This is a genomic window from Shewanella sp. DNRA4 (assembly GCF_012843185.1).
Classification (GTDB): Bacteria; Pseudomonadota; Gammaproteobacteria; order Enterobacterales; family Shewanellaceae; genus Shewanella; species Shewanella xiamenensis.
Map to the genome: position 1 here is coordinate 92,282 of NZ_JABAIP010000002.1, position 22,370 is coordinate 114,651.

A 22,370-nucleotide genomic window follows, 5' to 3' on the forward strand; every position below is an offset into this window, starting at 1 on the left:
CTCGTATCATCCACAGTGATTATCTCGAAGGCATTGTAACAGAAGGAACAAGTGTGGCGCCTTTATCTTTATCGCGAAGTAGTTTAACCGGCAGACTCATGCTCGCCTTTGGTGTGCTTGGGGTATTGCTGTTGCTACTGGTTAGCTTAGGTAGCCTGAGTTTGCATTGGCTCAAACAGGCCGACAGTTACCTGTATGAAGAATCCTTACCCGCCTCTCAAGCCGCGCGCCAATTAGTGCAGGCCTCTAATGCCTTATCCGATGGCGTGACCCAGTTAGGCCAAGTAGAGGATGAGCGGCAGCGGGAATTTATCGGCCGTAAGCTCAGCCTTGAAAGCGCCACAATGTTAAATAGCATCAAAGTGTTACTAACACTGGATGTGAACGAAGATAATCATTTATCCGTATTAGCTGGGCAAATCATCGAGCAATTAACCTTACTGGGTAAGAGCGTGGGCCAGCGCCTTACCTTGGGCGATGAGTTGCAGCTCAGGGCCCGCGAATTATCGGTTGCCGCAGGCCGAGCCTCTGAGCTATTGCAATCCGAATTGGCGGTTGTCGATTCGGCGATTTTGGCAAAACTCAGCCAAGCCTATCCGGATATGGCGGGAGATAAACGCAGTGGGCAACTGCTTGATGATGTGATTGAACGTGAGCTCGATATCCAAGAACAGCTCAATCGCGCGCTCAAGTTAGTGCATCAAATTGCGCTGCTCAGTCAGTTATTTGAGGCATCTGAATTACAGTCCGAGCTGCAATTGAGTGTTCCCCGTTTATTGGCAACCTTTGCCAGCACTGCATCATCGCACCCCATGGCGCAGAATCATCCAAAACAAGGGACGGCTATCGATCAGGCATCGAGCGCAAACACAGATTCGCCTGCGGCAGAGGTGGGTATCGATTTAATGGCGCTAACGACAGTTTCTGAGCTGATACGCGATCCCGGCAGGCTCAATGCGCTAAAGGCGGAGCTGGCTGTTCTTCTCCATACCCCCAAAATTATTAAATTACAGCGAGAACTGAGTCAAAGTTTGCAGCGGCAACAGCGGCAGCAGCAGGAGTTAGCGGAAAAACTCTATAGCCTCAACACGCTGGTGGATAGTGCGCTTAATCAACAGCAACAGCGGGCGGAGTTGGCGCGTAGTGATTATTTAATGCAGTTGTCTTACGCCCGCTTGGGGTTGTGGGGCACGGGCATATTAATGTTGTTTATCATAGCAGTCGTGGTTTATCGGGTGATCTATCGCGGCATTGCCTTGAGGTTAAATCAGGCGACCGAGGCTATGTCGCGCTTAAGTTTAGGGGACACTAATGTGAGCCTCGATGCCCACGGCGACGATGAGTTGACCGCCATGGCCAATGCCATCGAGGCATTTAAGCGAAAAACAGCCCACAACCTGAAATTGCAGGCGGATTTACGTCAGGTCGCCGATGAGCTGACCGAGCATAAAAAGGCCCTTGAACAAACCGTGGCCACGCGCACACAGGAATTGGCCGAAGCCAACCTGCGCCTTGATGCGGAGGCCAAAGGCCATGCTAAGGCAAGAATCGTTGCCGAGGAGGCGAGTCAGGCAAAATCCCAATTCCTAGCGACCATGAGCCATGAAATTCGCACCCCACTCAACGGCTTACTCGGGACGCTCACCTTGCTCGGCCATAGCCAGTTACCGCCCGCGCAGCAACAGATGCTCGCGCTGTCGCAATACAGCGGCACGCTGCTGCAAACCGTGCTGAGCGATATTCTCGATTTCTCCCGCCTCGAGCAGGGCAATTTAACCAATGAGCCTAGGCCTACGGATATCAACGCCTTGCTCGATGAAGTCCTAGCGATCATGGTAGCGGGCGCCAATTTGGCGGGATTGAGTCTAAGACTTAATCGTCCCCAGTTACCCGCGTGTATCCAGATTGATGGCCCTAAGCTGAGGCAGGTACTGTTTAACTTGATTGGTAACGGCATTAAATTCACCCCCGAAGGCGGCGTGAGTCTGAATGTCAGCGTGCGGGGCGATAAACTCGCTTTTGTGGTGGCAGATACCGGCGTGGGGATTGCGCCCGAGGTGCGCGAGCAATTATTTATGCCTTACTGCGTATTGCCTAATCAGGGGCGCAGCCGTGGGACTGGTTTGGGGCTTGCCATTTGCAAACAGTTAGTTGAACTGATGGATGCACAGGGGCCAGGAATTTGGGTCAAGAGTGAGCCAGGTAAGGGCAGCGAGTTTGGTTTTGAGCTGAGTTTTTCCCAGTGTGATAAGGCATTCGATACGCAAACTCAGGTGCAAAAACGGGTTAATCCCCTGCGGGTGTTAGTGATCGAAGACAACAAGGTCAATGCCATGGTCGCGCAAGGGTTTTTGGCGCATTTAGGCCACAGTTCCAGCTTGGCCATCAGTTGTCAGCAGGCGCTGACGCATGTGAGTGGCGATAAGGCATTCGATGCCGTGATGCTCGATATTCAACTGAGTGATGGTTCTGGGCTAGCATTATTACCACAGCTAAAGGCATTACTGACAAATGACATTGTTAATGAGAGTGTTAATGAGAGTATTAAGTTTGCCGCCTTTACCGCGCAGATGCAGACGGAGGATCTTAGCCTCTATCGGGAGGCGGGGTTTGATACTGTGTTAGCCAAACCCTTGAGCCTGCAAACCCTGACAGAATGGCTGGGCGTTGCTTCGTTGCCAGCGTGTGTGCCATCTTCTTCGGGGAGTGAGAGTCCTGCGTTGCCAGCGAGTCCTTCCTTAACCTTCGCATCTTCGGAGTCATTGGCTCAATCGGCTAAAACCTTATTAGATCTTAATCAGTTACAGCAAGATCTTGAGGTGTTAGGTGTGAAAACATTGAGCGATATGTTGGCGCTCTATCGAACCTCCAGTGCCGAGCAAATTGAGCGGCTCTCTAAGCTAACTTCTGTGACACATTTCAGCGAGGGCGCAAAACTATTGCACGCGCTTAAGGGTAGCAGTGCTAGCATGGGACTAAAAGCACTGACTCAGTGTTGTCAGGTATGGGAAAAGCAGCTTAAAACCACAGACGCCCAAAAGCTTGAAATACAGTCGGCCAATGAACTGAGAACCTGCTGGCTGGCATCGATGACGGCATTCGAACAATGGTTAGTCACAGTGGAATAGTGCTTAAGTATCAACGCTCAACGAAATACATAAAAAAAGCGGCTCCCAAGAGTAGGAGCCGCTTTCGTTCAACCGCATCAAAAAACAATTAGCTTAAGACTTGTTCTACTGATGAGTTGATTGTCTGTTCCAACAGTTGTTTATCTTGCTTGACCCAAGCCAATGTCAGCGTGGCAAGAGCACTGTAAAAGCCATTGCAGTGCTTGCTATCACACTCAACGACCTTGGCGACAAACTTTGATAACCAAGAGTCTATACAAGCGTTTAGGAAGCTTAACTGGGCAGCATCTTCACTGTGGCAAGCTAAGTGTCCCATATAGGCGAGGATCACGGCTAAGTGATCGGCAGGTTCAGGGAAGTGACTCTGAACTTGCAGTTTACTCTGGTGTAAAAACTCGCTCATTTGTTGATGCTGCAGCCCAAATAGCAAGGGTTCTTCCTCGGGGCTCAAGTACAGGCTGGCATAGGCTGAGGCGCTGTGTTTTGTGCCTACGAGGAATAAACCGCAATAATCGGCGGCAAGTTCGAGCAAGGCTTCATCGCTCGTTAAGCCATTCAGCACCTTCTGTATGCTGACGACTGGCGCACTAAGCTCAGACGCATAACCCAGTTGTGTCCAGAATTGCTGCGCTTGCTCACTGGTGAGTTGCTTAAGGCGCTGCTCATCAATTTCACGGGCAAACAGAGAAGACAGCAGCTGATACACTAAGGCTCTGGCATGATTGATATCGATGTTGCTCATTGCATATTCCTCAAGATTAACAGTGGAATGCGCCTAGTTGACTAGGCGTATCGCCTTGTGGGCTCGGTTAGATTTCGACTTCGATGGGACCATCGAAGGAGCTAACCTTAGGGATTTTGCCTTGGTATTTCTCAAACTCGACCAGACAAGTATAGGCTGAGCAGGCTTGAGCCAACTTCGAGGTGCCAATGTCTAAGGTCAGAGTATTTGGATCGCCATAGCTACACAGGGCACCGATTTCGGCGCCGCCTTCGACGCTGCCATCTTTACCCACTGGGCCATACCATGCGCCTTCATGAATTCGCACTACACCTTTAGGGAAGCGATCCGATACCACTGCGCCCGCTAACAGTTGGCCACGGTCGTTAAAGACACGCACTATATCGCCATCTTTAATGCCGCGTGCTTTGGCATCCACAGGGCTGATATAGATGGGTTCGCGGCCGTTGACTGTGTAGGTTTCGCGGTATTCCTTCGACTCACACATCTGTGAGTGCAGACGTTTATCCGGATGGCAAGATTGTAGCCACACAGGATATTTGTCTGACCCCGGGCCACCATGGCTACGCTCGGCTTTTTCCATCCAAATTGGATGGCCTTGGCAGTCGTCATAACCGAACTGTTCAATCTTACGGCTGAAGATTTCAATCAAACCAGAAGGCGTACCTAATGGATTGATTTCAGGATCGTTTCTAAAGTCGGCGTGGCGTGTCCACAGCTCGCCATCACCAAAGTGCACATAACCTTGCTTCCAGAAGGTGGCAAAATCTGGCATCTCATACTTACCCGCATTCGCGGCTTTACACTCGTTATAGAGGGTTTCTATCCACTCCATTTCGCTCATATTGCGGGTGTATTCTTTCTCTTTACCCATCAGTGCGGCAAAGCGAGTGAAGATTTCAAAGTCTGACAAACTCTCAAACAGCGGCTCGACCATCTTCTGCATCGCCAAAATACCGCGGTTAGCATAGGCGCCGTATACGTCGATATCGTTGCGCTCATAGGTGGTGCAGGCGGGCAGCACTATGTCGGAGAAGCGGCAAGTTGCCGTCCAGTTCACATCGATAGTGACCACGCATTCCAACTTATGGAAGGCTTGCTTCATGCGGTTACGGTCTTGATGGTGATTCCATGGGTTATTACCCGAGAAAATCATCATCTTAATATCGGGATACACCACTTTCGAACCGTTGGCATCAATGGTTTTGCCGGGCTCGAGGATCGCATCAATCCAACGGGCGACGGGAATGGTGCTGCTCGCGCCTTTAAAGTCGGTGCTGTCGAACAGGGGTTTTTGGTTCTCGTCTAAGTTACGCGGGAAGGCGCCGGGCGCCGCCGCATTTGTCGCAGGTACACCAATACTGGAATAGTGATGACCATAGCTGATGCCGCCGCCAGGCAAACCGATTTGGCCTATCATGGTCGCGAGTACCGCGGCCATCCAGTAAGGTTGCTCACCGTGTTGTTGGCGCTGAATACACCACCCCATCATGATTTGGGTACGGCCCTTAACTAAGGTTTTTGCCAGATCGCGGATGATATGTGGCTCAACCCCACAGATTGGCGCCGCCCACTCAGGGGTTTTGGCGATACCATCTTTAGTGCCCATCACGTAAGGTACAAACTCTTCAAAGCCTAAGCTGTAACCTTGGATGAATTTTTCATCGTGTAGCTTTTGGGTGATCATCTCATGGGCGATCGCCAGCATCAGGGTTACGTCAGTCTGTGGGTTGACATATAACTGCTCACAGCCAAGGTAAGCCTGGGTTTTGGTGACCACAGGGTCGATACTGATCACGCGGATCTTGCCCTGTTTGACCTTCTCTTTTAACTGCGCGAGGTAAGCGAAGGCCTCATGGGTTTCGGCGTTCCAACCCACTTGCAGGTTTTTGTAAGGATCGTTCGACCAGAGCACGATAGTGTTGCTGTTTTCTAAGATCAGCGGCCAAGAGGTGCCTTGGGCATATACTTCGGTTGAACCTAACACATAGGGCAGAATGGTTTGGCCAGCACCGGTGGAGTAGTCACCGATTTTCTTCACATAGTTGCCGTGCATCCCCACCGCGCGCTGCATATGGCTGGTGCTGGAATGCAGTTGCCCGGTTGCGCGCCAACCTGTTTGTCCTGCGTGTAAGCCCGATGGACCGTATTGGGTTTGGATTTCATCGAGTGAGTGTTTAAACAGCTTTAATGCTTTATCCCAGGTCACGCGAACGAAGCGGAAATCCCCCCGTTGCTGGGTATTGCTCTTATGGCCTTTCAGTAAAAAGTCTAAGCGAACCATAGGGTAACGCACGCGGGATGGGTTATAGACCATACCGCGGATACCGTTAATCATATCCGTTGGATATTTATCTAAATCGAAGGCTTTGACCTCGGCAATTACACCGTTTTTACGTTTGATTTTAAAGGCGCCAAAGTGTGAGCCTGTGGTCAGCCATTCGTCTTCATTTAAGCCTGTGCTGGCCAGCGCATTTAAGGGCGCTAACACTGAGCTGCCACCTAAAGCAACGAAAGAGGTTGAGGCTAAGCCTTTTAAAAAGTCTCTTCTGTTCATGGTATTACTCCCGAATTAGTGCTCTTTTTTCACGAAGGTTGACGAATGTTCTTGCAGATATTTCTGCACCAGCGCTTGAGTGTCTTGGTCCATGTTCACGAAGGCCAACATGCCTTGGAACATGCCTGGCCAGGTATTGGCGTCAAAATGCGCTTCATCTGGCTGGGTGTGGCACACACTACAGCTTGAGCGGAAGGTATCGCGGGCATAGCCCCAAAGCGGTTGCAGCTCTGTGAGCAAGTAATCTTTATCGGTCCAGATTTGGGCTTCAACCCGTTGCCATTTCAGGCCTGTCATTGGGTCTTCTTTCTCCTCAAAGGTTTGGATAACACCTTCGGTTTCTGCTGCATCTTTACTTAACTGCGCCGACAGAATGTTTACGCCAAAGTCCATGTAGATGACGCGGCCTGCGCCGATTTTCTTACGCCAGCCATCGATAGCAATTTTGATGCGCTTACCTTTAGTTTCGAGCACTTTGACTTTAGTCGCTACGTTTAAGGTACCGGCTTCGACATCGCCTTTTTCAATAAAAAACAGTGGCTTAGTCAGGGCGCTGTAGTAGGTTTGGTTGGTTTCGACTGAGCTGACGCCAGCGCCCACTTCGGCGATGAGTTCAGGTGCACGGGCCGTGCCCATTTCAGGTAGATGGTGAGCAATGCCTTTGTGGCAATCGATACAGCTTTGGTCGATTTCGGCGGCGCGTTTCATCTGTTTTTGTGCCAGCGGGGACATGCTTTCCCATTTCATCGAGTTGTAGTTGTGACAGTTTTTACAGGCCAGTGAATTATCGCGATCGAAACGTTTCCATTCGCGGCTCGCCATTTCGAGGCGTTTAGCTTCAAATTTTTCTGGGGTGTTGACCGTATTGAATAACCAGCCCCAGACATCGTGGGAAGCTTCCATCTTACGGGCAATCTTACGGCTCCAGTTGTGGGGCACGTGGCAGTCAGGGCAGGTGGCGCGCACGCCTGAGTGATTCGACCAATGCACAGTTTCCTGTAACTCTTGGTAAGGCTTGCTTTCCATACTGTGGCAGCTAATACAGAAGGCTTCGGTGTTGGTGGCTTCCAGTGCGGTGTTAAATCCGCCCCAGAAGATGATGCCCATGATAAAAGCACTGATGCTGACAGCGCCTAAGGTGAGAGCTTTTGTGGGTTTGTTTAGTGTGCGCCAGAGGTTGATTAACCACTTCATAATAGCGTCCTCAAAGTATCAGTGAATTAGTGGCCGACAACGCCGCCGAAGGCTTGGATCATCCAAATGATGAAACCGTAGAGACTGATCCCCGCGATAGTCAGTGCGGGAAAGAGTATGAAAATGATGAATCCCAGCGCCTTTAACTCATTGCTGCGTGAGGACTTATCCGATGTTTGCATGGTGGGCTTTGTCATTGGGAAGAGCTCCGTTCGAAAGCGATTTTTGATGGGAGCACTATAAAGGGGAGATGTGAATGGACTTGCCTGTTGGGATGAATGGGCTTTGACAATATATGAAAAATTATGAAAATTTTAAAAATCTCATCATTTTTTATTTTACTGACAGAGCGTTAATCTTATTTCTGTGATCGCTATCGGCAGTTTGATATGCAGTTTAGGTGTTTTTTTAAACACTGATTTTGACTTTTTTGGCTAATTATTTACTGAAGTGCAGGCGAGGTCTTAGCTATCTGGCGGCGTTTACAGTATTATCCGCGGCCAACAAAGGCTGCGTTTGCATGGTTAAAGTGATTTTAACTGGGCAAAGCGTCACTGCTTGCAGATCATGGATTTTTCCCGATGTAGGAGAATGATGTGGATCTCTCACCCAAGTCATTGGATTTGGGGCTCTAATCTGCCGCAGCCGGCGTCGCCAATGGTAAAGCCAATTGGTATCGACCCTATTTTAAGAGATCACAAGGTATAACAAGATATGTCTGAGCAATTGAGTTCAACAGCCGTACCCTCTGGTTCATTTCTGAACCGTTTTTTTTCAATTCAACAACGTGGTAGCACAGTTCGCCAAGAAGTGATTGCAGGGTTAACCACCTTCCTCGCTATGGTGTACTCAGTGATTGTGGTACCCAATATGTTAGGCAAAGCCGGGTTCGACCCCGGTGCCGTGTTCGTCGCTACCTGTTTAATTGCCTCCTTTGGCTCGCTGCTGATGGGACTCTGGGCGAATCTGCCCATGGCCATTGGTTGTGCGATTTCACTCACCGCCTTTACCGCCTTCGGCTTGGTGTTAGGTCAGGGCATGAGTATCCCTGTCACCTTAGGCGCCATCTTTTGGATGGGCGTGATTTTTACCATCGTGAGCGTTACGGGTGTGCGTCAATGGGTGCTGGCTAACCTACCCAAGGGCATTGCCCATGGTACAGGTATCGGTATTGGCTTGTTTTTACTCTTAATTGCTACTAACAGTGTGCAGTTGATTGTGGCCAATGACGCGGGTCTGCCCGTGAAGTTAGGCGACATTAACAGCCTGCCCGTTATCGCGACCGTGCTGGGTTTAGCGGCGACGATTGGTTTAGAGCGTCGCGGCGTACCCGGCGGGATTTTACTGGTGATTATCGGCCTATCCCTGTTCGGTTTAGTGTTTGATCCAAGCGTGAAATTCCAAGGTTTATTCGCCGTGCCTGATTTTACCTCTGAGCACTCGCTGATTGGCCAAATGGATATTATGGGCGCCTTAAATCCTGTGGTATTACCGATTGTACTGGCGCTGGTGATGACGGCGATTTTTGATGCCACCGGCACCATCCGCGCGGTAGCGGGTCAAGCTAATCTGCTGGATAAAGACGATAATATTGTTGGTGGCGGTAAGGCATTAACTTCGGATTCTGTCAGCAGCATGTTTGCGGGTATCGTTGGCGGCGCACCTGCGGCCGTGTATATCGAATCGGCAGCGGGTACGGCGGCGGGCGGTAAGACGGGTTTAACCGCGACCATAGTGGGCGGATTATTCCTGCTAATGGTATTCCTTGCTCCGCTCAGCTATTTGGTGCCGGCTTATGCCACTGCGCCTGCGCTGATGTATGTGGGGCTATTGATGCTCAGCAATGTGACTAAGCTGGACTTTAATGACAAGGTCGATGCGATGGCGGGCTTAACCTGCGCCGTGTTCATTATCCTTAGCTGTAACATTGTGACCGGTATTATGCTCGGCTTTGTAACCTTAGTGGTTGGCCGTATTTTTAGCGGCGAATGGCGTCAACTTAAGTTAGGTGTGTTAGCCATTACCTTGGGCCTTGTGGCCTTCTATATGGGTGGCTGGGCAATCTAGGTTACTCTATAAAGTCGAAAGCGAGTGCCGTTAGCACTCGCTTTCATTCACCTCATTGTGTTCACAATAGGCTCGCAGTAAATCCTTCCAGGTCACTATCCCCACCAGATCGCCGTTTTCCAGTACGGGTAAACAACCAATATTGTGTTCCAGCAAGGTACGGCTGGCGACATCGAGCGACACATGTGGCGCTACGGTCACCGGATTGCGGGTCATTACTTGATGGACGCGTTTTTGCAGGGTTTCGAGATCTTTCGAGGTTTCGGCGCTGCTGCCCAGATTCGGACTGATAGCACGCAGCAAGTCGCGCTCTGACAGTACGCCTTCGAGTTTATATTCATCCACTACCAGCAGATGGTGGAAGTTTGCCTGCTCGAAAATCTCCTTCGCCACGGTTAAACGATCGTCCATTTCGACCGTGACGACTCGGGTGCGCATAATATCGGCGATAATGATCGGCATGATAAACCCTTACAAGGATATGTATCCTTAATGCACTGTATTACAGATACTTATAACAGACCGATGTTTATTTAGCCAATACCTTAAACAGGATTATGCTTAATCCTGCTCGTCGGATCCATCTTCAGCCATCAAAGGATTGCGTAAGTCTTCAGGTAAATGAGCACCGATATAACGTTGATACTTTTTCCCCTTGAGTTTATGGGTATCGACCAGAACCAAACCATCGACACAGTCGCCAAAATCGGCATCGATACCAAAGGCTAGAAACTTCACCCCATCCTGCTTACACAGCTCGCCATACTGCTTGTACAGGGTTGGCACCGCGGCGCCCATACTCGCCAGCATTTGTTTTAGCTGCTTAAAGTGGCTTTGGTAATCCTCGCCCGAATAGATTTCATCCAACTGCAATTTGCGCTGCTTGGATAGTCCAAAGGGCGACATGGATACCGCGAGCTGCTCTGCTGGCGCAAACTCCTTGGAGTAGAAATGCACTAGCATCTCCCGCGCGCTGCCAGGCAGTTGATTGCTGATGGACACTGGGCCAAACAGGTAGCGGTATTCAGGGTGTTTAGCGAGGAAGGCGCCAATGCCAAACCAGAGGTAGTCGAGACTGCGTTTGCCCCAATATTTGGGCTGCACAAAACTGCGGCCAAGTTCTAAGCCTTGTTTGACGTAGGGCATAAAGCTGTCGGCATATTGGAACAGGGATTGGCTGTAGAGGGCGTTGTCGCCGTAGCGATTTAGCACTTGCTCGCCGCTGGCGAAACGATAGGCGCCGACAATTTCAAACTGTTCTTTATCCCACAGCACCAGATGTTGGTAGTAGGAATCGTATTTATCGATATCGCGGCGCTTGCCCGTGCCTTCGCCGACGGTGCGAAAGGCAATTTCCCGCAGGCGGCCAATTTCGCGCATGATGGGGTTGCTGTCCTGATGCTGATACAAATAAATCAGCTTGTTATCTTGGGTTTCACCGAGGAGTTCACATTGTTGCAGCGCGGCCTGCAACTCTCGGCGCGACTCAGGGTGGGCTATGGCGCTTTGGGTAATAAACAGCGGGTCTTTATCTTTACCAATGCGATACAGATGATTTTTAAGCAGTTTTATCTTGGTCTTTAGCGGGAAATCCATTGAGCGCACGGCTTCATTCGGAATAAGCTCGCCGATACGAATGGGCATGTTGCGTTTGGCCTGTTTAAACATCTCCTTGACCAGTAGCAGTGTAGCTAAGGGTTTGTAAATCATCGAGGCGCCGTAGAAGGTGGCAGAATTTTTGGCATCCAAAAAAATCGGCAGCAGCGGCGCATTACAGGAAATCGCCATCTTTAAAAAGCCCGAGTGCCACTGGGTATCGCGCACGCCGCTCGGACGCAGGCGAGAGACTTCCCCCGACGGGAAAATCAGTACCGCGCCTTCATTGCGCAGATGCTGGTGGATTTTTTCGAGGTGCTGTTTCGGCGTGCCGCCCGTCATATTGCGCACTGGTAGCAGGATCGAATGCAAAGGCTCGAGCGCCATCAGGAGCTCGTTCGCGACAACCTTGATATCGGGGCGAATTTCGCTGATGAGTTTAATCAGGGCGAGGGCATCGAGGGAGCCAATCGGATGATTGGCGAAGATCACCACGCGGCCCTCGCAGGGAATATTTTCGACCTCGTTGGCGGGCACGGTAAAGCTAAAATCGAAGCTGGCGAGCACTTGCTCGACAAAATCGACCCCTTGCAGATAGGCAAATTGATTGGCTATGTCGTTACATTGTTTTTCATTCAACAGGTAGCGCAGCATGGCCTTAGTCGGCTTGGCTAACCAAGGTTTGTCCTTGAGGGCGGGCAGGTTTTGCTCTACCACATTATCGACGGTAAAGATCATCGAACTGGCTTTTAAGGTAGGCATTAGCATGGCTGCTCCGCTGGCTGCGTCCTGCGTTAATGCGTTGGCGCTTAATGTGTTAGGACTTAATGATTCAGTGTTTGGGGTATGAGGAGTTAATTGATTCATGATTAGGCGACATCCCTTGGTTGGATTTCTGTTTGTTTGGGGCTGTTTGTGGCCGTTGGTGGAATAGGTTTTGAGGCTTGAGTAGGCATTCGAATGGGCGCTTTGGGCGGCGTTTTCGCCAGCACAATACTGTTCAGAATATCGAGGTTTAAGCTTTGCTCATTCCAGCGGCAGAGCTGTAATTCCCCGTTTAAGGTTTCGGTGATCAGGCTACAGTTTTCTACCCAGTCACCATCATTGGCATAGACTATCTGGCGTTTATCCGGCGTACTGTATTGGTTATCTCGAGCGTGAATCGATAGCTCTGGCTGGTGGATATGGCCGCAGATCACGCCATCCACATCATAGTGCTGGGCATAATTCACCACGGCTTGGCGAAAACGGGCTATAGCCGTCTGCGCCTTGCCAACGCGGGATTTGATATAGCTGGCAAGTGACCAATACGGGTAGCCTAAACGCTCTCGCAGGCGATGGAGATTGCGGTTGAGGAATAGCAACAAGTCGTAGAGGTGATCGCCCAAGATAGCGTAGAAGCGGCCAACGCAAACATCTGCATCGAACTGATCGCCATGCAGCATTAACAGTTTGTGGCCACCAATCCCCTGATGAATATGTTGGCGAGCAATTTTGATGTTCAGCAGCGTCAGTTCGGCATAGGGCTTGATTAGCTCATCGTGGTTACCCGGCAGATACATCACCTGAGTGCCGTTTTGTGCCAGTTCAATCAGCTTTTGCAATACCTTATTGTGGCTCTCGGGCCAGTGCAGGCGGCGTTTGAGCGCCCATAAATCCACAATATCGCCGACCAGATACAAGTGCTGGCAACGCACGGTATTTAATAGGTTTAACAGATAGTCGGCTTTGCAATCCTTACAACCGAGATGGATATCCGATAACCAGAGGGCGTTAACTGTGAGGGTTTGGTTATTTGCGGCATTGCTGGCGTTCGCAATATGAGGGGTTGAGAAAGAAGTGTCGTAAACACTGGATGGAGCATTGTCGGAAGAGTTGGAAGGAGTGTTACGGGAAGAATTGCGGGGAGTCTTAAGTGCGTCGATAAGCGTTCGATCAAGTCCCCTGTAATTAGCTCCAGTCATCTCATATTCACCCTATGCGGCTGTTGACTGCCTTAGAGATTAGTGACGGGCTTTGACTGAATGATGAAGCTTAAGTGACATGCAGATGACAACAGGGTGGATTAGGCTGGAGTTAATCCAACAAGATTCCGTTCTGGGGGCATTGACTGTCGATAGATTGAGTTAACTCATTTTTGCCCCAAAGCTGGCTAGCATTCATTTAGTGAATTGAAAACTGACGAATGAATTGCTCTACAAAATCTCATCTATTTACCCAATGTTTGGCCCTACCGTAAAGCGACTAACAATATATGGATATACAGTCGTATTTAAATTTAGATGCTTTTGAGTGTTTTTAAACTCATTAGTTTGCGCGTTTATCCAGACTAAAATTTATAAAACCCTTAAAAATCATCCGTATAAACTTTCCCAAAATTAGTTAATAGGTTTGGAAAACGCGCATGCGCGTTTTTCCGGATGGTGTATTAGATAAAAAGCTGATAAGTTCTTTGCAATACAAACTGTTAATGGTGCGCGTTTTTTACTGGTCTAATGAGGTAAACGCGCATGCGCACTAATAAAATGTTATGTGAAAATATTATGAATCATATAGTCGAAGTAGAAAAATATTTTGGGTGCACTCTACCTAAAACCTATCGACAATTCCTTTTGTCCTTCGACAAAGAGCTGGACGGAGATGTTTACCTTTATTTGCCAGATATGCTTATTGAGAGAAATGAGTGCTATCAAACAAAGGAATACGCTCCAGACTATATTAATATCGGTAGTGATGGCGGTGGTATGGCATTTATTCTTAAACTTAGTGATCAAGATCCGAAAGTTGCTCTTATAGATCATGGAAGCATGGACCCTGAGTTAAGTGAGTTTGTTTGTAGCAGTTTTAGTGAATGGGTGGCCTCAGATTTTGAATACGATGAAGAGTAATCACATAACCAGGCCATCAAAGACCGCCCACAAAAGGCCGTGGGCTGGACTCGCTTCGCTCGCCCTTTATGGCGGCGTTAGCAGGAAAAGGTTTAAACGTGAGAATTTCAATAATACCTGAAGACGGATGGGCCAATTTTGAAAGCTCTAAGGGCATTGAAACGCTTATATGGGAAACCTTGAAATGCCGAGATGTTGGTGGCACTTGGGAATATCATAGTTTTACAAGCAACAGTTCTTTTTGGAGTTGTGGGGCCAGCAGTTTAGCTTTGCAATTTGAAGATGATGAATGTAGCAAAGTACAAAATATTGAACTGATAAATCCAGCTCCCCAAAGCGCAGAATTAAATCAGCTAGTTGAATTATTTGAAACGCAGTATGGCCTTATCAGCAATCGCTGCTAACAATCGCCAGCACAAATGCGCCCGTTGGGCGCTCGACTCGCAACAAGTTGCTCGCGTGTGTGGCGGGCGTTAATCCATAGAAATTTTAATTCGAAACTCACTAATTCGAGCTAAAAGTCTAACTCGAAAATGTCCCAAAACATGCTGCGTATTTCTTTTTAAAACTTACAGATTACGCCAACGCTAAATAGGTTAGCCATGGAGGTTTGCGAGACGACCGTCCGCCCCATGGACGGGGCGGTCGAGCATCCACGGATGGACTCGCTGCGTGTCGTCGAGCAAATACCATGGGTCGCCCTTTTATATTGAACGTTCTTTTGTCCCAACTGAGTTATGTGATGATGAGTGGAATTTGTACGACTAACCCACACCCAACGAAGTAATCAAAACAGCCTGTTTGTGTATGAGTTCGTTAATGAATGCATTTATAAGTGATACAAAAAAGGGGAGTCAGTTAATCTGACTCCCCTTGATATTTAAGGTGATGTTGCGCTTAGAACAGCAGGTGAGCCACCCCGGCAATCACTGGCAGAGTCACTAAGGTACGCAGTACGAACACGACAAATAGCTCAACAAAATTCACTGGGATCTTACTGCCAATCAGCAGTGCGCCCACTTCGCTCATGTAAATCAGCTGAGTTACAGATAACGCAGCAATCACAAAGCGGGTCATATCCGATTCGATAGAGCTGGCTAAAATCGACGGGATAAACATATCGGCAAAGCCGACAACGATGGTTTTAGAGGCTTCGGTCGCTTCAGGGATATGCAGCAGTTCCAGTAACGGAATAAACGGCATACCTAAGTAATTGAAGATGGACGTATGCTCGGCGATGATCAGCGCCGTGGTACCAATGGCCATTACTACAGGGAGAATGCCAAATATCATATCGATAACGTTTTTAATACCTTCATTTAAGACGGCTTTGATACCACCAGCACTGGCCGCTTTCTCGAGCGCTTTATCAAAGCCCCAAGAGAGTGCGCCGTGTCCTGCGGGGATCATCTCATCATCGGGTTGACGTGGCGTATCGTCGATATAGTTATCCTTCTTCCACGACAGTGGCGGTAACTTAGGTACAATCACGGCCGCCGCAAAACCCGCTAAACACACAGTCAGGTAGAAGGGCACAAACATATGCTCTAACTTCACCTGAGAGATCACTACTAAGCTGAAGGTAATTGACACCGCCGAGAAGGTGGTACCGATAACCGCGGCTTCCCTTTGGGTGTAAAAACGCGCTTCGTATTGCTTGCTGGTCAGCAGGATCCCAACGCTACCATCACCTAACCAAGAGGCCATACAGTCGATGGCGCTGCGACCTGGCAGGTTAAACACTGGGCGCATCACTTTAGTCAGCAGGGTGCCAAATAGCTCTAATAGACCGAAGTTTAATAGCAGTGGCAGCAACATACCGGCGAAGATAAACACCGAGAAGAGTACGGGTAACAGGTCGTTCAGCACTAAGGCACCGGTACTTGAAGAGTTAATCGCTTCGGGGCCAATGCCAAAGTAGGTCAGCACGATAAAGACAGCGCCAACGACACGGGTGGTAAGCCATAGCGGGCTGATGTTGAGTAAACCATTGAGGAAGTGATTGTTCAGCACAAACTTAGGTTTGAGTAACTTTGTCAGCACAGAGGCAAAGGCCATGGCGACAACAATCACTGTCACGATTAAGGTTAATACATCGCTTAACACGCTTTGCAGTGCTTTAGAGATGATTGCGATTGGAATAGTTATCGCATCGTTATAGCTGATAGGGGTCATAAACAGCAGCAGACCGATCAGCGAAGGGACGATAAAGGTGAGTATCGTCTTAATGTTGCGGTTTTTATGTTCAGTAGCCAATGGTGTACACCTTAAAGTACGAGTCGCACAAATAAACTTGAATAAATGCTCTCTCAAAACCGCATTCTTTGCTGGGGTGAGGTGCATTTTCATTCAACTCAAAATCGAGAAGGGGGAAGATTACTCGCTTAGCGCCGCCATGTAAAACGATTCGGAAATTTGTTTGAGATAAGCAGCAAAATAGCATAGTTATTTGGGCGATTTCTAATGAATGATTTGGGTGCGAAATTACGTTTTGATGCGATTTATTTTAATTGAATCAAGTGATTACATTGTTATGTTGCGAATTGTTTATTGAGTTGTTTTGCTCTTGGGGTTATTGGTTTTTTTGTGATATTTTGTTCAAAATTTTCTCAATGGATCTTCACTAAATACACTTTTAGATGCTTTTTTGTCCATGAATCGTATCGGGGCTTCAGTTGTTGCTAACTTAATGTGAGCGAACTAACACTGGTGGCAATGATGGGTTAACCTTTTGGGACGATACAGCGATAATTGAATTTGTTGTGATTATTTATTCATTTTTAACTTTGAATTTGCATATATTTTATTGAAAAATGACTAAATTCCGAGTGTTTTTGCGATGACTAAAAAATCGCGAATAGTGATGAAATAAAATATTACGCTAAAGAGGATGGGGGCCGCTTTAATTCTTTGTAATTCCATGTAAGTTAGTACTACTTTGGTTTGGCTAAATTATCCATGACTGTTATAAAAATGAATATGGCGACAAGGGGCTCGGCACTTGCCACTAAGTTTGGTTTTCTTGGTATTTTTGGATTGATGCTGGGGATCTGTGTGGCAGTATTCGGATTTGATTACTCTGAAACACGCTCCTTCAATTTTTTAAATCATACACTGAGTGAATTGGGAACCTATGGCCATTCTAGCTTTGCCGTGGTGCTCAATGGCGGTTTATTTTTTGGCAGTTTAAGCGTTGTTTTTTATTGTCTTTCCTCCCTACAGACTGTAAGCGGGTTTTGGGGGTATCCTTTCTTTTGCGCTTTAGCACTGACGTTTTTAGCCTTGGCCTGTGTTGGGCTATTTCCGGTCAATGTGTATCACTTGCATATCCTCGCACTTAAATGGTTTTTCTACTTTGGCAGCTTAAGTGCAATTTGTTATCTACTATGGGTGGGATTCGGCTCGCAGCACCGTCAGCGCTTGACGATATTATTAGCGCTGTTGGTATTGCTCAGTATGATGACTTTTCTCTATGTGCCGCTGTTAGCATTGGGCTTAACGGAAGGAGACAGACCTTTCTATCAAGAAATGGTACTGCAATTGCCAAGGCCCGATTTATGGTGGCCTGCATTGCTGGAATGGATTGGGCTTGGGAGTCTATTAAGTTGGACGGTGGCGCTGCTATTAACGCCACCATCATGTATCCCCACATTGACCCAGGAGCAAACGCTTGAGTGAAGTAGGCTATGTCTTTTATCTGACTAAGGATTTTAGCCCTGCTTCGCCAAACCAGTAGCCATTACAGTGCTCATCGCTAAGAGGAAACTGAGCGTCCGTTGCCTTGCTAGTTAACGCCTCGACCAGCGCATCGGCTTTAGTGATACAGGCTACGCTGCTGGGCGAAACCCGAAACACATCTACGCCAACCTTTATCATTTCATTGATTTCACTGCGTAAATCGACACTGCTGGCCGACTGGGTTTGAATGCCATTTAACCTCAGTAAAGGTTGCGCCTCTTGCGTCTGCGCTAGTAAACCCTTGCTGTATTGGCGGCAAACGGTTTCGCAGCTGTCCTTCGACAAATGTTGATGCCTTGCAGTAAAGCAGCGCGCCGAGTGGGCGAGCGGCAAGTAGCCATGGCCGAGCACTTCGACTTCGAATGCGGGCTTGTGCGCGACCACTTGGCTCAGCCAAGCCTTTGACAGTTCTACTGGCATCACAAAGCGCTGCATACCAAAGCGCTGCAAAATATCTAGACTAGCGCGATTATAGTTGTTGATGCTGGCGCCGCAGACAAAGGGCAGCTTGTGCTCATTGGCGAGATACACGGCCGCCATGTCGTTGGCCTCGATGCTAAATTCGCCATTATCGACTTGACGTTTAAGCTCTGTGTATTCCGAGGGCGCTTCGATAAGGGCGAGCGTTGACAGCACCACCTCTTTACCCGCAGATTTCAGCATTTTGGCCAGTTCGAGATAGTCACCAAATTTGAGTTCGCGTCGACGGCTACAGACGGCTTCACCCAAATAAACTAACGGGATCTGACTATTGGCCACCTGCTGGTAAAAGTCGATGACCTGTTGTTTTTCCCAGCAATAGAGCAGTGGGCCGAGGGAAATTTTCATAATCGTTTCTTCTTCGTGGTTATCGCTAGGGCTATTGCCAGTCACGCTCGTAGGCGCCTAAGGTGGTAATTTGGCCTTCGGAGACTTTCGCGAGGGCTTGCTCCCAATGGGCCTGCGTCTGGAATTTATCTGGCTGATGAAGATAGGTATCAATCGCTTGGCGCCAAACCTTGGTCACCTGTTCTACATAGGCAGGGCTGCGCTGACGCCCCTCAATCTTGAGTGACACTATGCCCGCCTTGGCAAGCTCAGGCAGCAAGCTAAGGGTATTTAGGCTGGTGGGAGACTCGAGCAGATATTGCGGTTTATCATCGTCTTGGGTGAGATAACGGCCTTTACAGACGACGGGGTAGCCCATTTGTTCATCGAGCCCTGATTTATCAATCAAGACTTCGTTGAGGCGAGTCAGCCTGTCTTGGCCCTGTTCCTGCCAGCGCACGTGTTTCGCTGGCGAGCAAGAGCCACCAGTGTTTGGTGATTGACCAGTAACATAGGAGGATAAGTGGCAGCGGCCTTCGGCCATAATGCACAGACTGCCAAAGGCAAAGACCTCTAAATCGACAGGGCTGACCTTGGCGAGGTCGCGTACTTGTTTCATCGACAGCACTCTGGGTAATACCACCCGCGCGATATTAAAAGCCTCTTTATAAAAACTCAGTGCGCCCAAGTTGGTGGCGCTGGCCTGGACCGATAAATGCAGCGGAATATGCGGATATTGCCTGTGGGCATAGTCGAGCAGCGACAGATCGGCAACGATTAAGGCATCAACGCCAATACTGGCCGCTAAGTCGATGGCTTGATACCAGCGGTGCTCTTCATTTGGCTTAGGAAAGGTATTTAAGGTGAGGAAGATTTTCTTGCCCCGCTGATGGGTGAGCTCGGCGGCTTCCTGTAATTTTGCAGGGGTGAAGTTTAAGCCCGCGAATGAACGTGCATTGGTATCATCCTTTAACCCAAGGTAGACAGCATCGGCTCCGGCCTGCAGCGCCGACTTTAGCGAGGCCAGGTTTCCTGCTGGACACAACAACTCCATAATGGTGCTCCCGATAAAATAACAGGGGCAGAGTGTAGGGAAGATTGAATGGCGGTGAATTGATTTAAAACAGGTTTAAGATCATAAAATCTCGGTAAACTGGGAGATATAGTGTTTTTTATCCTTAGGTAACTGCTTATGTCCGCTGTTTTTTCAGCTAATCTTGCTAAACAATTGTTAGAACTCACCCCAAAACTGATCCGTTTGCCACTCTCTAAAGTGCCCTTTAGCCTCAAGGCTAAGGTGCTAAGCCAACTACTAACACAGCTGCTGGCGTCGCAGGCTGAAGATGGCGAGTTAGATTTTTTGGCTGGTAAGTGGGTTGCGATTCGAGTTGAAGATCTAAATCTGCATTTTGAAGTGAGTTTCGATGGCCGTTGGCAGGTGCGTGAACTCACCGATGCCCAAGTGACCTTTAGTGCCAAGTCAGCTGAATTATTGCTAGTCGCGGCGGCGAAAGAAGACCCAGACACGTTGTTTTTCCAACGTAAACTCAGCATCGAGGGCGATACCGAGTTAGGGCTTGAGGTGAAAAATCTGCTGCTCAGTATCGAATTTGCCAGCTTACCTGCGCCGATCCGCTTAAGCGTTGAAAAGCTGGCCGATGCCATTGTGCGTTTGCAGCTTGAGGCAAAACCGACGGTGATTTTAGCTAAATCCCCAAGCTTAAGCTGATGCGAACGTGGTTGTAATCAACCGATAAACAAAGCCCCGCTTAGATTGCGGGGCTTTTTGTTAAGTTTAAACGGCTGACGCTCACTCAAATTTTTTGCGTGAGAATGGCAAATTTGACCAACAGCTCGTCGTGGGACTCGACGCGGTTAGGGTCAGGGTCAATACAATCAATCGGACAGACGGAGACGCAGGTCGGCTTATCGTAGTGGCCTACGCATTCGGTGCAGCGGTCTGGGTCGATTTCATAGATTTCTTCCCCCATGGTGATGGCCTGATTTGGGCATTCAGGTTCACACATGTCGCAATTGATGCAGCTGTCGTCGATCAGTAATGCCATGCCTTAGCCTGCTTCGTGTGGGTTACGGGTATCCTGACCTTGAGGCAGGTTACGCAGTAAAATGCCGTGGTTCAGATCAACCTCTTTCGGCACGGGCAAGTAAACGGTATGGCCCGAACCTAATCCCGCTTCAACCGCTTCGGCTTTGCGGTTTTCGAGTTGTTCGATAGTGAGGCTGATATTGCCCTGCGGCGTCATTAATTCAACACTATCACCGACAGAGAATTTGTTCTTCACTTCGATTTCGGCAAGGCCAGCCAGATTGCGTTTACCGGTTAATTCACCGACAAATTGTTGGGTATCGCTGACCGAGTAGCCATAGTCGTAGTTTTGGTATTCATCATGTACATGGCGACGTAAGAAACCTTCGGTGTAGCCGCGGTGCGCTAAGCCTTCGAGTTGGTTCATCAGGCTGCGATCGAAGCTCTTGCCTGAGGCGGCATCGTCGATGGCCTGACGGTATAGCTGTGCGGTACGGGCCACATAGTAGAAAGACTTAGTACGACCTTCGATCTTCAGCGAGTCGATGCCCATTTTCGCCAAACGCTCAACGTGTTGGATTGCGCGTAAGTCCTTAGAGTTCATGATATAAGTGCCATGCTCATCTTCAAACGCTGGCATATATTCGCCGGGGCGATTGGCTTCTTGCAGCAGGAATATTTGGTCGGTCGCAGGACCCGCGCCTAAGGTCGGCGTCTCGATTTGCACCGCATTAGCTTGTGGCGACAGAGCAATGATATCCCCCGAGTCAGTTTGCTGGGCTTCATGCACATCGTATTTCCAACGGCAGGCGTTAGTGCAAGTGCCTTGGTTTGGATCGCGCTTATTGATGTAACCCGACAGCAAACAACGGCCAGAGTAGGCCATACACAGGGCGCCGTGGACAAACACTTCTAACTCGATATCGGGGCAACGTTGACGGATTTCTTCGATTTCATCTAAGGATAATTCGCGGGATAAAATCACTCGTTTAATGCCTTGGGTCTGCCAGAATTTGACCGATGCCCAGTTAATGGCGTTGGCTTGTACCGATAAATGCACCACCTGCTCAGGGAAGGCCTCACGTACCATCATGATTAAACCTGGGTCTGACATGATCAGCGCATCGGGCTTCATCGCTACCACGGGTTCCATATCCTTGATGTAGGTTTTGAGCTTGGCATTGTGCGGGGCAATATTACTCACTACATAAAGCTTTTTACCTAACGCATGGGCTTCTTCGATACCCGTTGCGAGGTTTTCCATTTTAAAGTCGTTATTACGTACCCTTAGGCTGTATCTCGGCTGACCGGCATACACGGCATCTGCACCATAGGCAAAGGCGTAACGCATGTTTTTCAGCGTCCCAGCGGGAGATAACAACTCTGGTTTAAACATAATGACTCTCGAATTGGTTGGTAGATGGAGGCGCAGTGCGCGGGGGCGGCATTTTACACAATCAAAGTAGGGTTATGCAAATTGCTACGTCTAAGATTAGGTATAGTTCGCGTTTTACGAATATACCTACCATTCTTGCTCTGACGATCGCGCGAGACCATGAATCCATTTGTGTGTTTCCATTGATTTTCACTTTTAAGTTAATCTGAG

The 22,370-nt window shown here is 48.8% G+C and carries 18 protein-coding genes; 6 read left to right on the forward strand and 12 right to left on the reverse strand.

The genetic code is table 11. The features are described from left to right. Nucleotides 1–53: 53 nt before the first annotated feature. Entirely contained in the window at nucleotides 54–3,128 is a 3,075-nt protein-coding gene (gene torS, locus HG547_RS02370; protein WP_169546892.1) for a TMAO reductase system sensor histidine kinase/response regulator TorS, read from the forward strand. Between the two features lie 88 nt (nucleotides 3,129–3,216). Here the strand turns inward: torS and torD are convergent, their stop codons facing one another. The 4 genes from torD to torE form a co-directional block, all read right to left on the reverse strand. After that, nucleotides 3,217–3,870 (reverse strand): molecular chaperone TorD, encoded by a 654-nt coding sequence (torD, locus tag HG547_RS02375; RefSeq protein ID WP_169546894.1) that lies wholly within the window; start codon nucleotides 3,868–3,870, stop codon nucleotides 3,217–3,219. Nucleotides 3,871–3,937: 67 nt separating this feature from the next. Then, entirely contained in the window at nucleotides 3,938–6,427 is a 2,490-nt protein-coding gene (gene torA, locus HG547_RS02380; protein WP_169546896.1) for a trimethylamine-N-oxide reductase TorA, read from the reverse strand. Between the two features lie 15 nt (nucleotides 6,428–6,442). Next, a complete protein-coding gene (gene torC, locus HG547_RS02385) occupies nucleotides 6,443–7,621 on the reverse strand; it encodes a pentaheme c-type cytochrome TorC (protein WP_169546898.1) in 1,179 nt (392 codons plus the stop codon). A gap of 26 nt (nucleotides 7,622–7,647) precedes the next feature. Further along, complete coding sequence (gene torE / locus HG547_RS02390) at nucleotides 7,648–7,818, reverse strand: trimethylamine N-oxide reductase system protein TorE (RefSeq protein ID WP_011071462.1); 171 nt, start codon at nucleotides 7,816–7,818, stop codon at nucleotides 7,648–7,650. 517 nt (nucleotides 7,819–8,335) lie between these two features. Between torE and HG547_RS02395 the strand changes: the two genes are divergently transcribed. Further along, nucleotides 8,336–9,688: an NCS2 family permease gene (locus tag HG547_RS02395; RefSeq protein WP_069453326.1), complete on the forward strand. Its 1,353-nt coding sequence runs from the start codon at nucleotides 8,336–8,338 to the stop codon at nucleotides 9,686–9,688. Between the two features lie 30 nt (nucleotides 9,689–9,718). On the opposite strand, the gene HG547_RS02400 is transcribed toward HG547_RS02395, so the two are convergent. From HG547_RS02400 to HG547_RS02410, 3 genes are all read right to left on the reverse strand, one after another. After that, nucleotides 9,719–10,150, reverse strand: coding sequence for a CBS domain-containing protein (locus HG547_RS02400; protein ID WP_055647269.1), 432 nt, complete (start codon nucleotides 10,148–10,150; stop codon nucleotides 9,719–9,721). 99 nt (nucleotides 10,151–10,249) lie between these two features. Further along, nucleotides 10,250–12,052: a lysophospholipid acyltransferase family protein gene (locus HG547_RS02405; protein WP_248278683.1), complete on the reverse strand. Its 1,803-nt coding sequence runs from the start codon at nucleotides 12,050–12,052 to the stop codon at nucleotides 10,250–10,252. A 101-nt stretch (nucleotides 12,053–12,153) separates the two neighbouring features. Further along, nucleotides 12,154–13,248: a UDP-2,3-diacylglucosamine diphosphatase gene (locus HG547_RS02410; RefSeq protein WP_169546902.1), complete on the reverse strand. Its 1,095-nt coding sequence runs from the start codon at nucleotides 13,246–13,248 to the stop codon at nucleotides 12,154–12,156. 546 nt (nucleotides 13,249–13,794) lie between these two features. Here HG547_RS02410 and HG547_RS02415 point away from each other — a divergent pair. Together HG547_RS02415 and HG547_RS02420 are read left to right on the forward strand one after the other, a co-directional pair. Continuing rightward, entirely contained in the window at nucleotides 13,795–14,172 is a 378-nt protein-coding gene (locus HG547_RS02415) for an SMI1/KNR4 family protein (protein WP_169546904.1), read from the forward strand. 68 nt (nucleotides 14,173–14,240) lie between these two features. Further along, entirely contained in the window at nucleotides 14,241–14,576 is a 336-nt protein-coding gene (locus tag HG547_RS02420; RefSeq protein ID WP_169546906.1) for a hypothetical protein, read from the forward strand. A gap of 493 nt (nucleotides 14,577–15,069) precedes the next feature. On the opposite strand, the gene HG547_RS02425 is transcribed toward HG547_RS02420, so the two are convergent. Continuing rightward, on the reverse strand, nucleotides 15,070–16,428 hold the full coding sequence (locus tag HG547_RS02425; protein WP_037415367.1) for a YjiH family protein: 1,359 nt from the start codon (nucleotides 16,426–16,428) through the stop codon (nucleotides 15,070–15,072). Between the two features lie 702 nt (nucleotides 16,429–17,130). Here HG547_RS02425 and HG547_RS02430 point away from each other — a divergent pair. Then, complete coding sequence (locus HG547_RS02430) at nucleotides 17,131–17,850, forward strand: DUF998 domain-containing protein (protein WP_037415369.1); 720 nt, start codon at nucleotides 17,131–17,133, stop codon at nucleotides 17,848–17,850. A gap of 15 nt (nucleotides 17,851–17,865) precedes the next feature. Here HG547_RS02430 and HG547_RS02435 read toward each other — a convergent pair whose 3' ends face one another. Together HG547_RS02435 and HG547_RS02440 are read right to left on the reverse strand one after the other, a co-directional pair. Further along, a complete protein-coding gene (locus tag HG547_RS02435) occupies nucleotides 17,866–18,738 on the reverse strand; it encodes a U32 family peptidase (RefSeq protein WP_169547036.1) in 873 nt (290 codons plus the stop codon). A 31-nt stretch (nucleotides 18,739–18,769) separates the two neighbouring features. Continuing rightward, nucleotides 18,770–19,771: a peptidase U32 family protein gene (locus HG547_RS02440; RefSeq protein WP_169546908.1), complete on the reverse strand. Its 1,002-nt coding sequence runs from the start codon at nucleotides 19,769–19,771 to the stop codon at nucleotides 18,770–18,772. Nucleotides 19,772–19,909: 138 nt separating this feature from the next. Between HG547_RS02440 and HG547_RS02445 the strand changes: the two genes are divergently transcribed. Further along, on the forward strand, nucleotides 19,910–20,446 hold the full coding sequence (locus HG547_RS02445) for an SCP2 sterol-binding domain-containing protein (RefSeq protein WP_037415374.1): 537 nt from the start codon (nucleotides 19,910–19,912) through the stop codon (nucleotides 20,444–20,446). Nucleotides 20,447–20,531: 85 nt separating this feature from the next. On the opposite strand, the gene HG547_RS02450 is transcribed toward HG547_RS02445, so the two are convergent. Beyond that, entirely contained in the window at nucleotides 20,532–20,783 is a 252-nt protein-coding gene (locus tag HG547_RS02450; protein ID WP_011621854.1) for a YfhL family 4Fe-4S dicluster ferredoxin, read from the reverse strand. 3 nt (nucleotides 20,784–20,786) lie between these two features. Next, nucleotides 20,787–22,160, reverse strand: a complete 1,374-nt coding sequence (yegQ, locus tag HG547_RS02455) for a tRNA 5-hydroxyuridine modification protein YegQ (protein WP_037415375.1) — start codon at nucleotides 22,158–22,160, stop codon at nucleotides 20,787–20,789. Nucleotides 22,161–22,370: the final 210 nt, after the last annotated feature.

What these genes read in the sequence shown, in the direction of transcription:
- HG547_RS02415 (WP_169546904.1), top strand. Translation starts at nt 13,795, where the DNA reads ATGCGCACTAATAAAATGTTATGTGAAAATATTATGAATCATATAGTC.
- HG547_RS02440 (WP_169546908.1), bottom strand. Translation starts at nt 19,771, where the DNA reads ATGGAGTTGTTGTGTCCAGCAGGAAACCTGGCCTCGCTAAAGTCGGCG.
- torE (WP_011071462.1), bottom strand. Translation starts at nt 7,818, where the DNA reads ATGACAAAGCCCACCATGCAAACATCGGATAAGTCCTCACGCAGCAAT.
- yegQ (WP_037415375.1), bottom strand. Translation starts at nt 22,160, where the DNA reads ATGTTTAAACCAGAGTTGTTATCTCCCGCTGGGACGCTGAAAAACATG.
- torA (WP_169546896.1), bottom strand. Translation starts at nt 6,427, where the DNA reads ATGAACAGAAGAGACTTTTTAAAAGGCTTAGCCTCAACCTCTTTCGTT.
- HG547_RS02445 (WP_037415374.1), top strand. Translation starts at nt 19,910, where the DNA reads ATGTCCGCTGTTTTTTCAGCTAATCTTGCTAAACAATTGTTAGAACTC.
- HG547_RS02400 (WP_055647269.1), bottom strand. Translation starts at nt 10,150, where the DNA reads ATGCCGATCATTATCGCCGATATTATGCGCACCCGAGTCGTCACGGTC.
- HG547_RS02430 (WP_037415369.1), top strand. Translation starts at nt 17,131, where the DNA reads ATGACTGTTATAAAAATGAATATGGCGACAAGGGGCTCGGCACTTGCC.
- torC (WP_169546898.1), bottom strand. Translation starts at nt 7,621, where the DNA reads ATGAAGTGGTTAATCAACCTCTGGCGCACACTAAACAAACCCACAAAA.
- HG547_RS02395 (WP_069453326.1), top strand. Translation starts at nt 8,336, where the DNA reads ATGTCTGAGCAATTGAGTTCAACAGCCGTACCCTCTGGTTCATTTCTG.
- torD (WP_169546894.1), bottom strand. Translation starts at nt 3,870, where the DNA reads ATGAGCAACATCGATATCAATCATGCCAGAGCCTTAGTGTATCAGCTG.
- HG547_RS02450 (WP_011621854.1), bottom strand. Translation starts at nt 20,783, where the DNA reads ATGGCATTACTGATCGACGACAGCTGCATCAATTGCGACATGTGTGAA.
- HG547_RS02435 (WP_169547036.1), bottom strand. Translation starts at nt 18,738, where the DNA reads ATGAAAATTTCCCTCGGCCCACTGCTCTATTGCTGGGAAAAACAACAG.
- HG547_RS02410 (WP_169546902.1), bottom strand. Translation starts at nt 13,248, where the DNA reads ATGACTGGAGCTAATTACAGGGGACTTGATCGAACGCTTATCGACGCA.
- HG547_RS02420 (WP_169546906.1), top strand. Translation starts at nt 14,241, where the DNA reads ATGGCGGCGTTAGCAGGAAAAGGTTTAAACGTGAGAATTTCAATAATA.
- HG547_RS02405 (WP_248278683.1), bottom strand. Translation starts at nt 12,052, where the DNA reads ATGCTAATGCCTACCTTAAAAGCCAGTTCGATGATCTTTACCGTCGAT.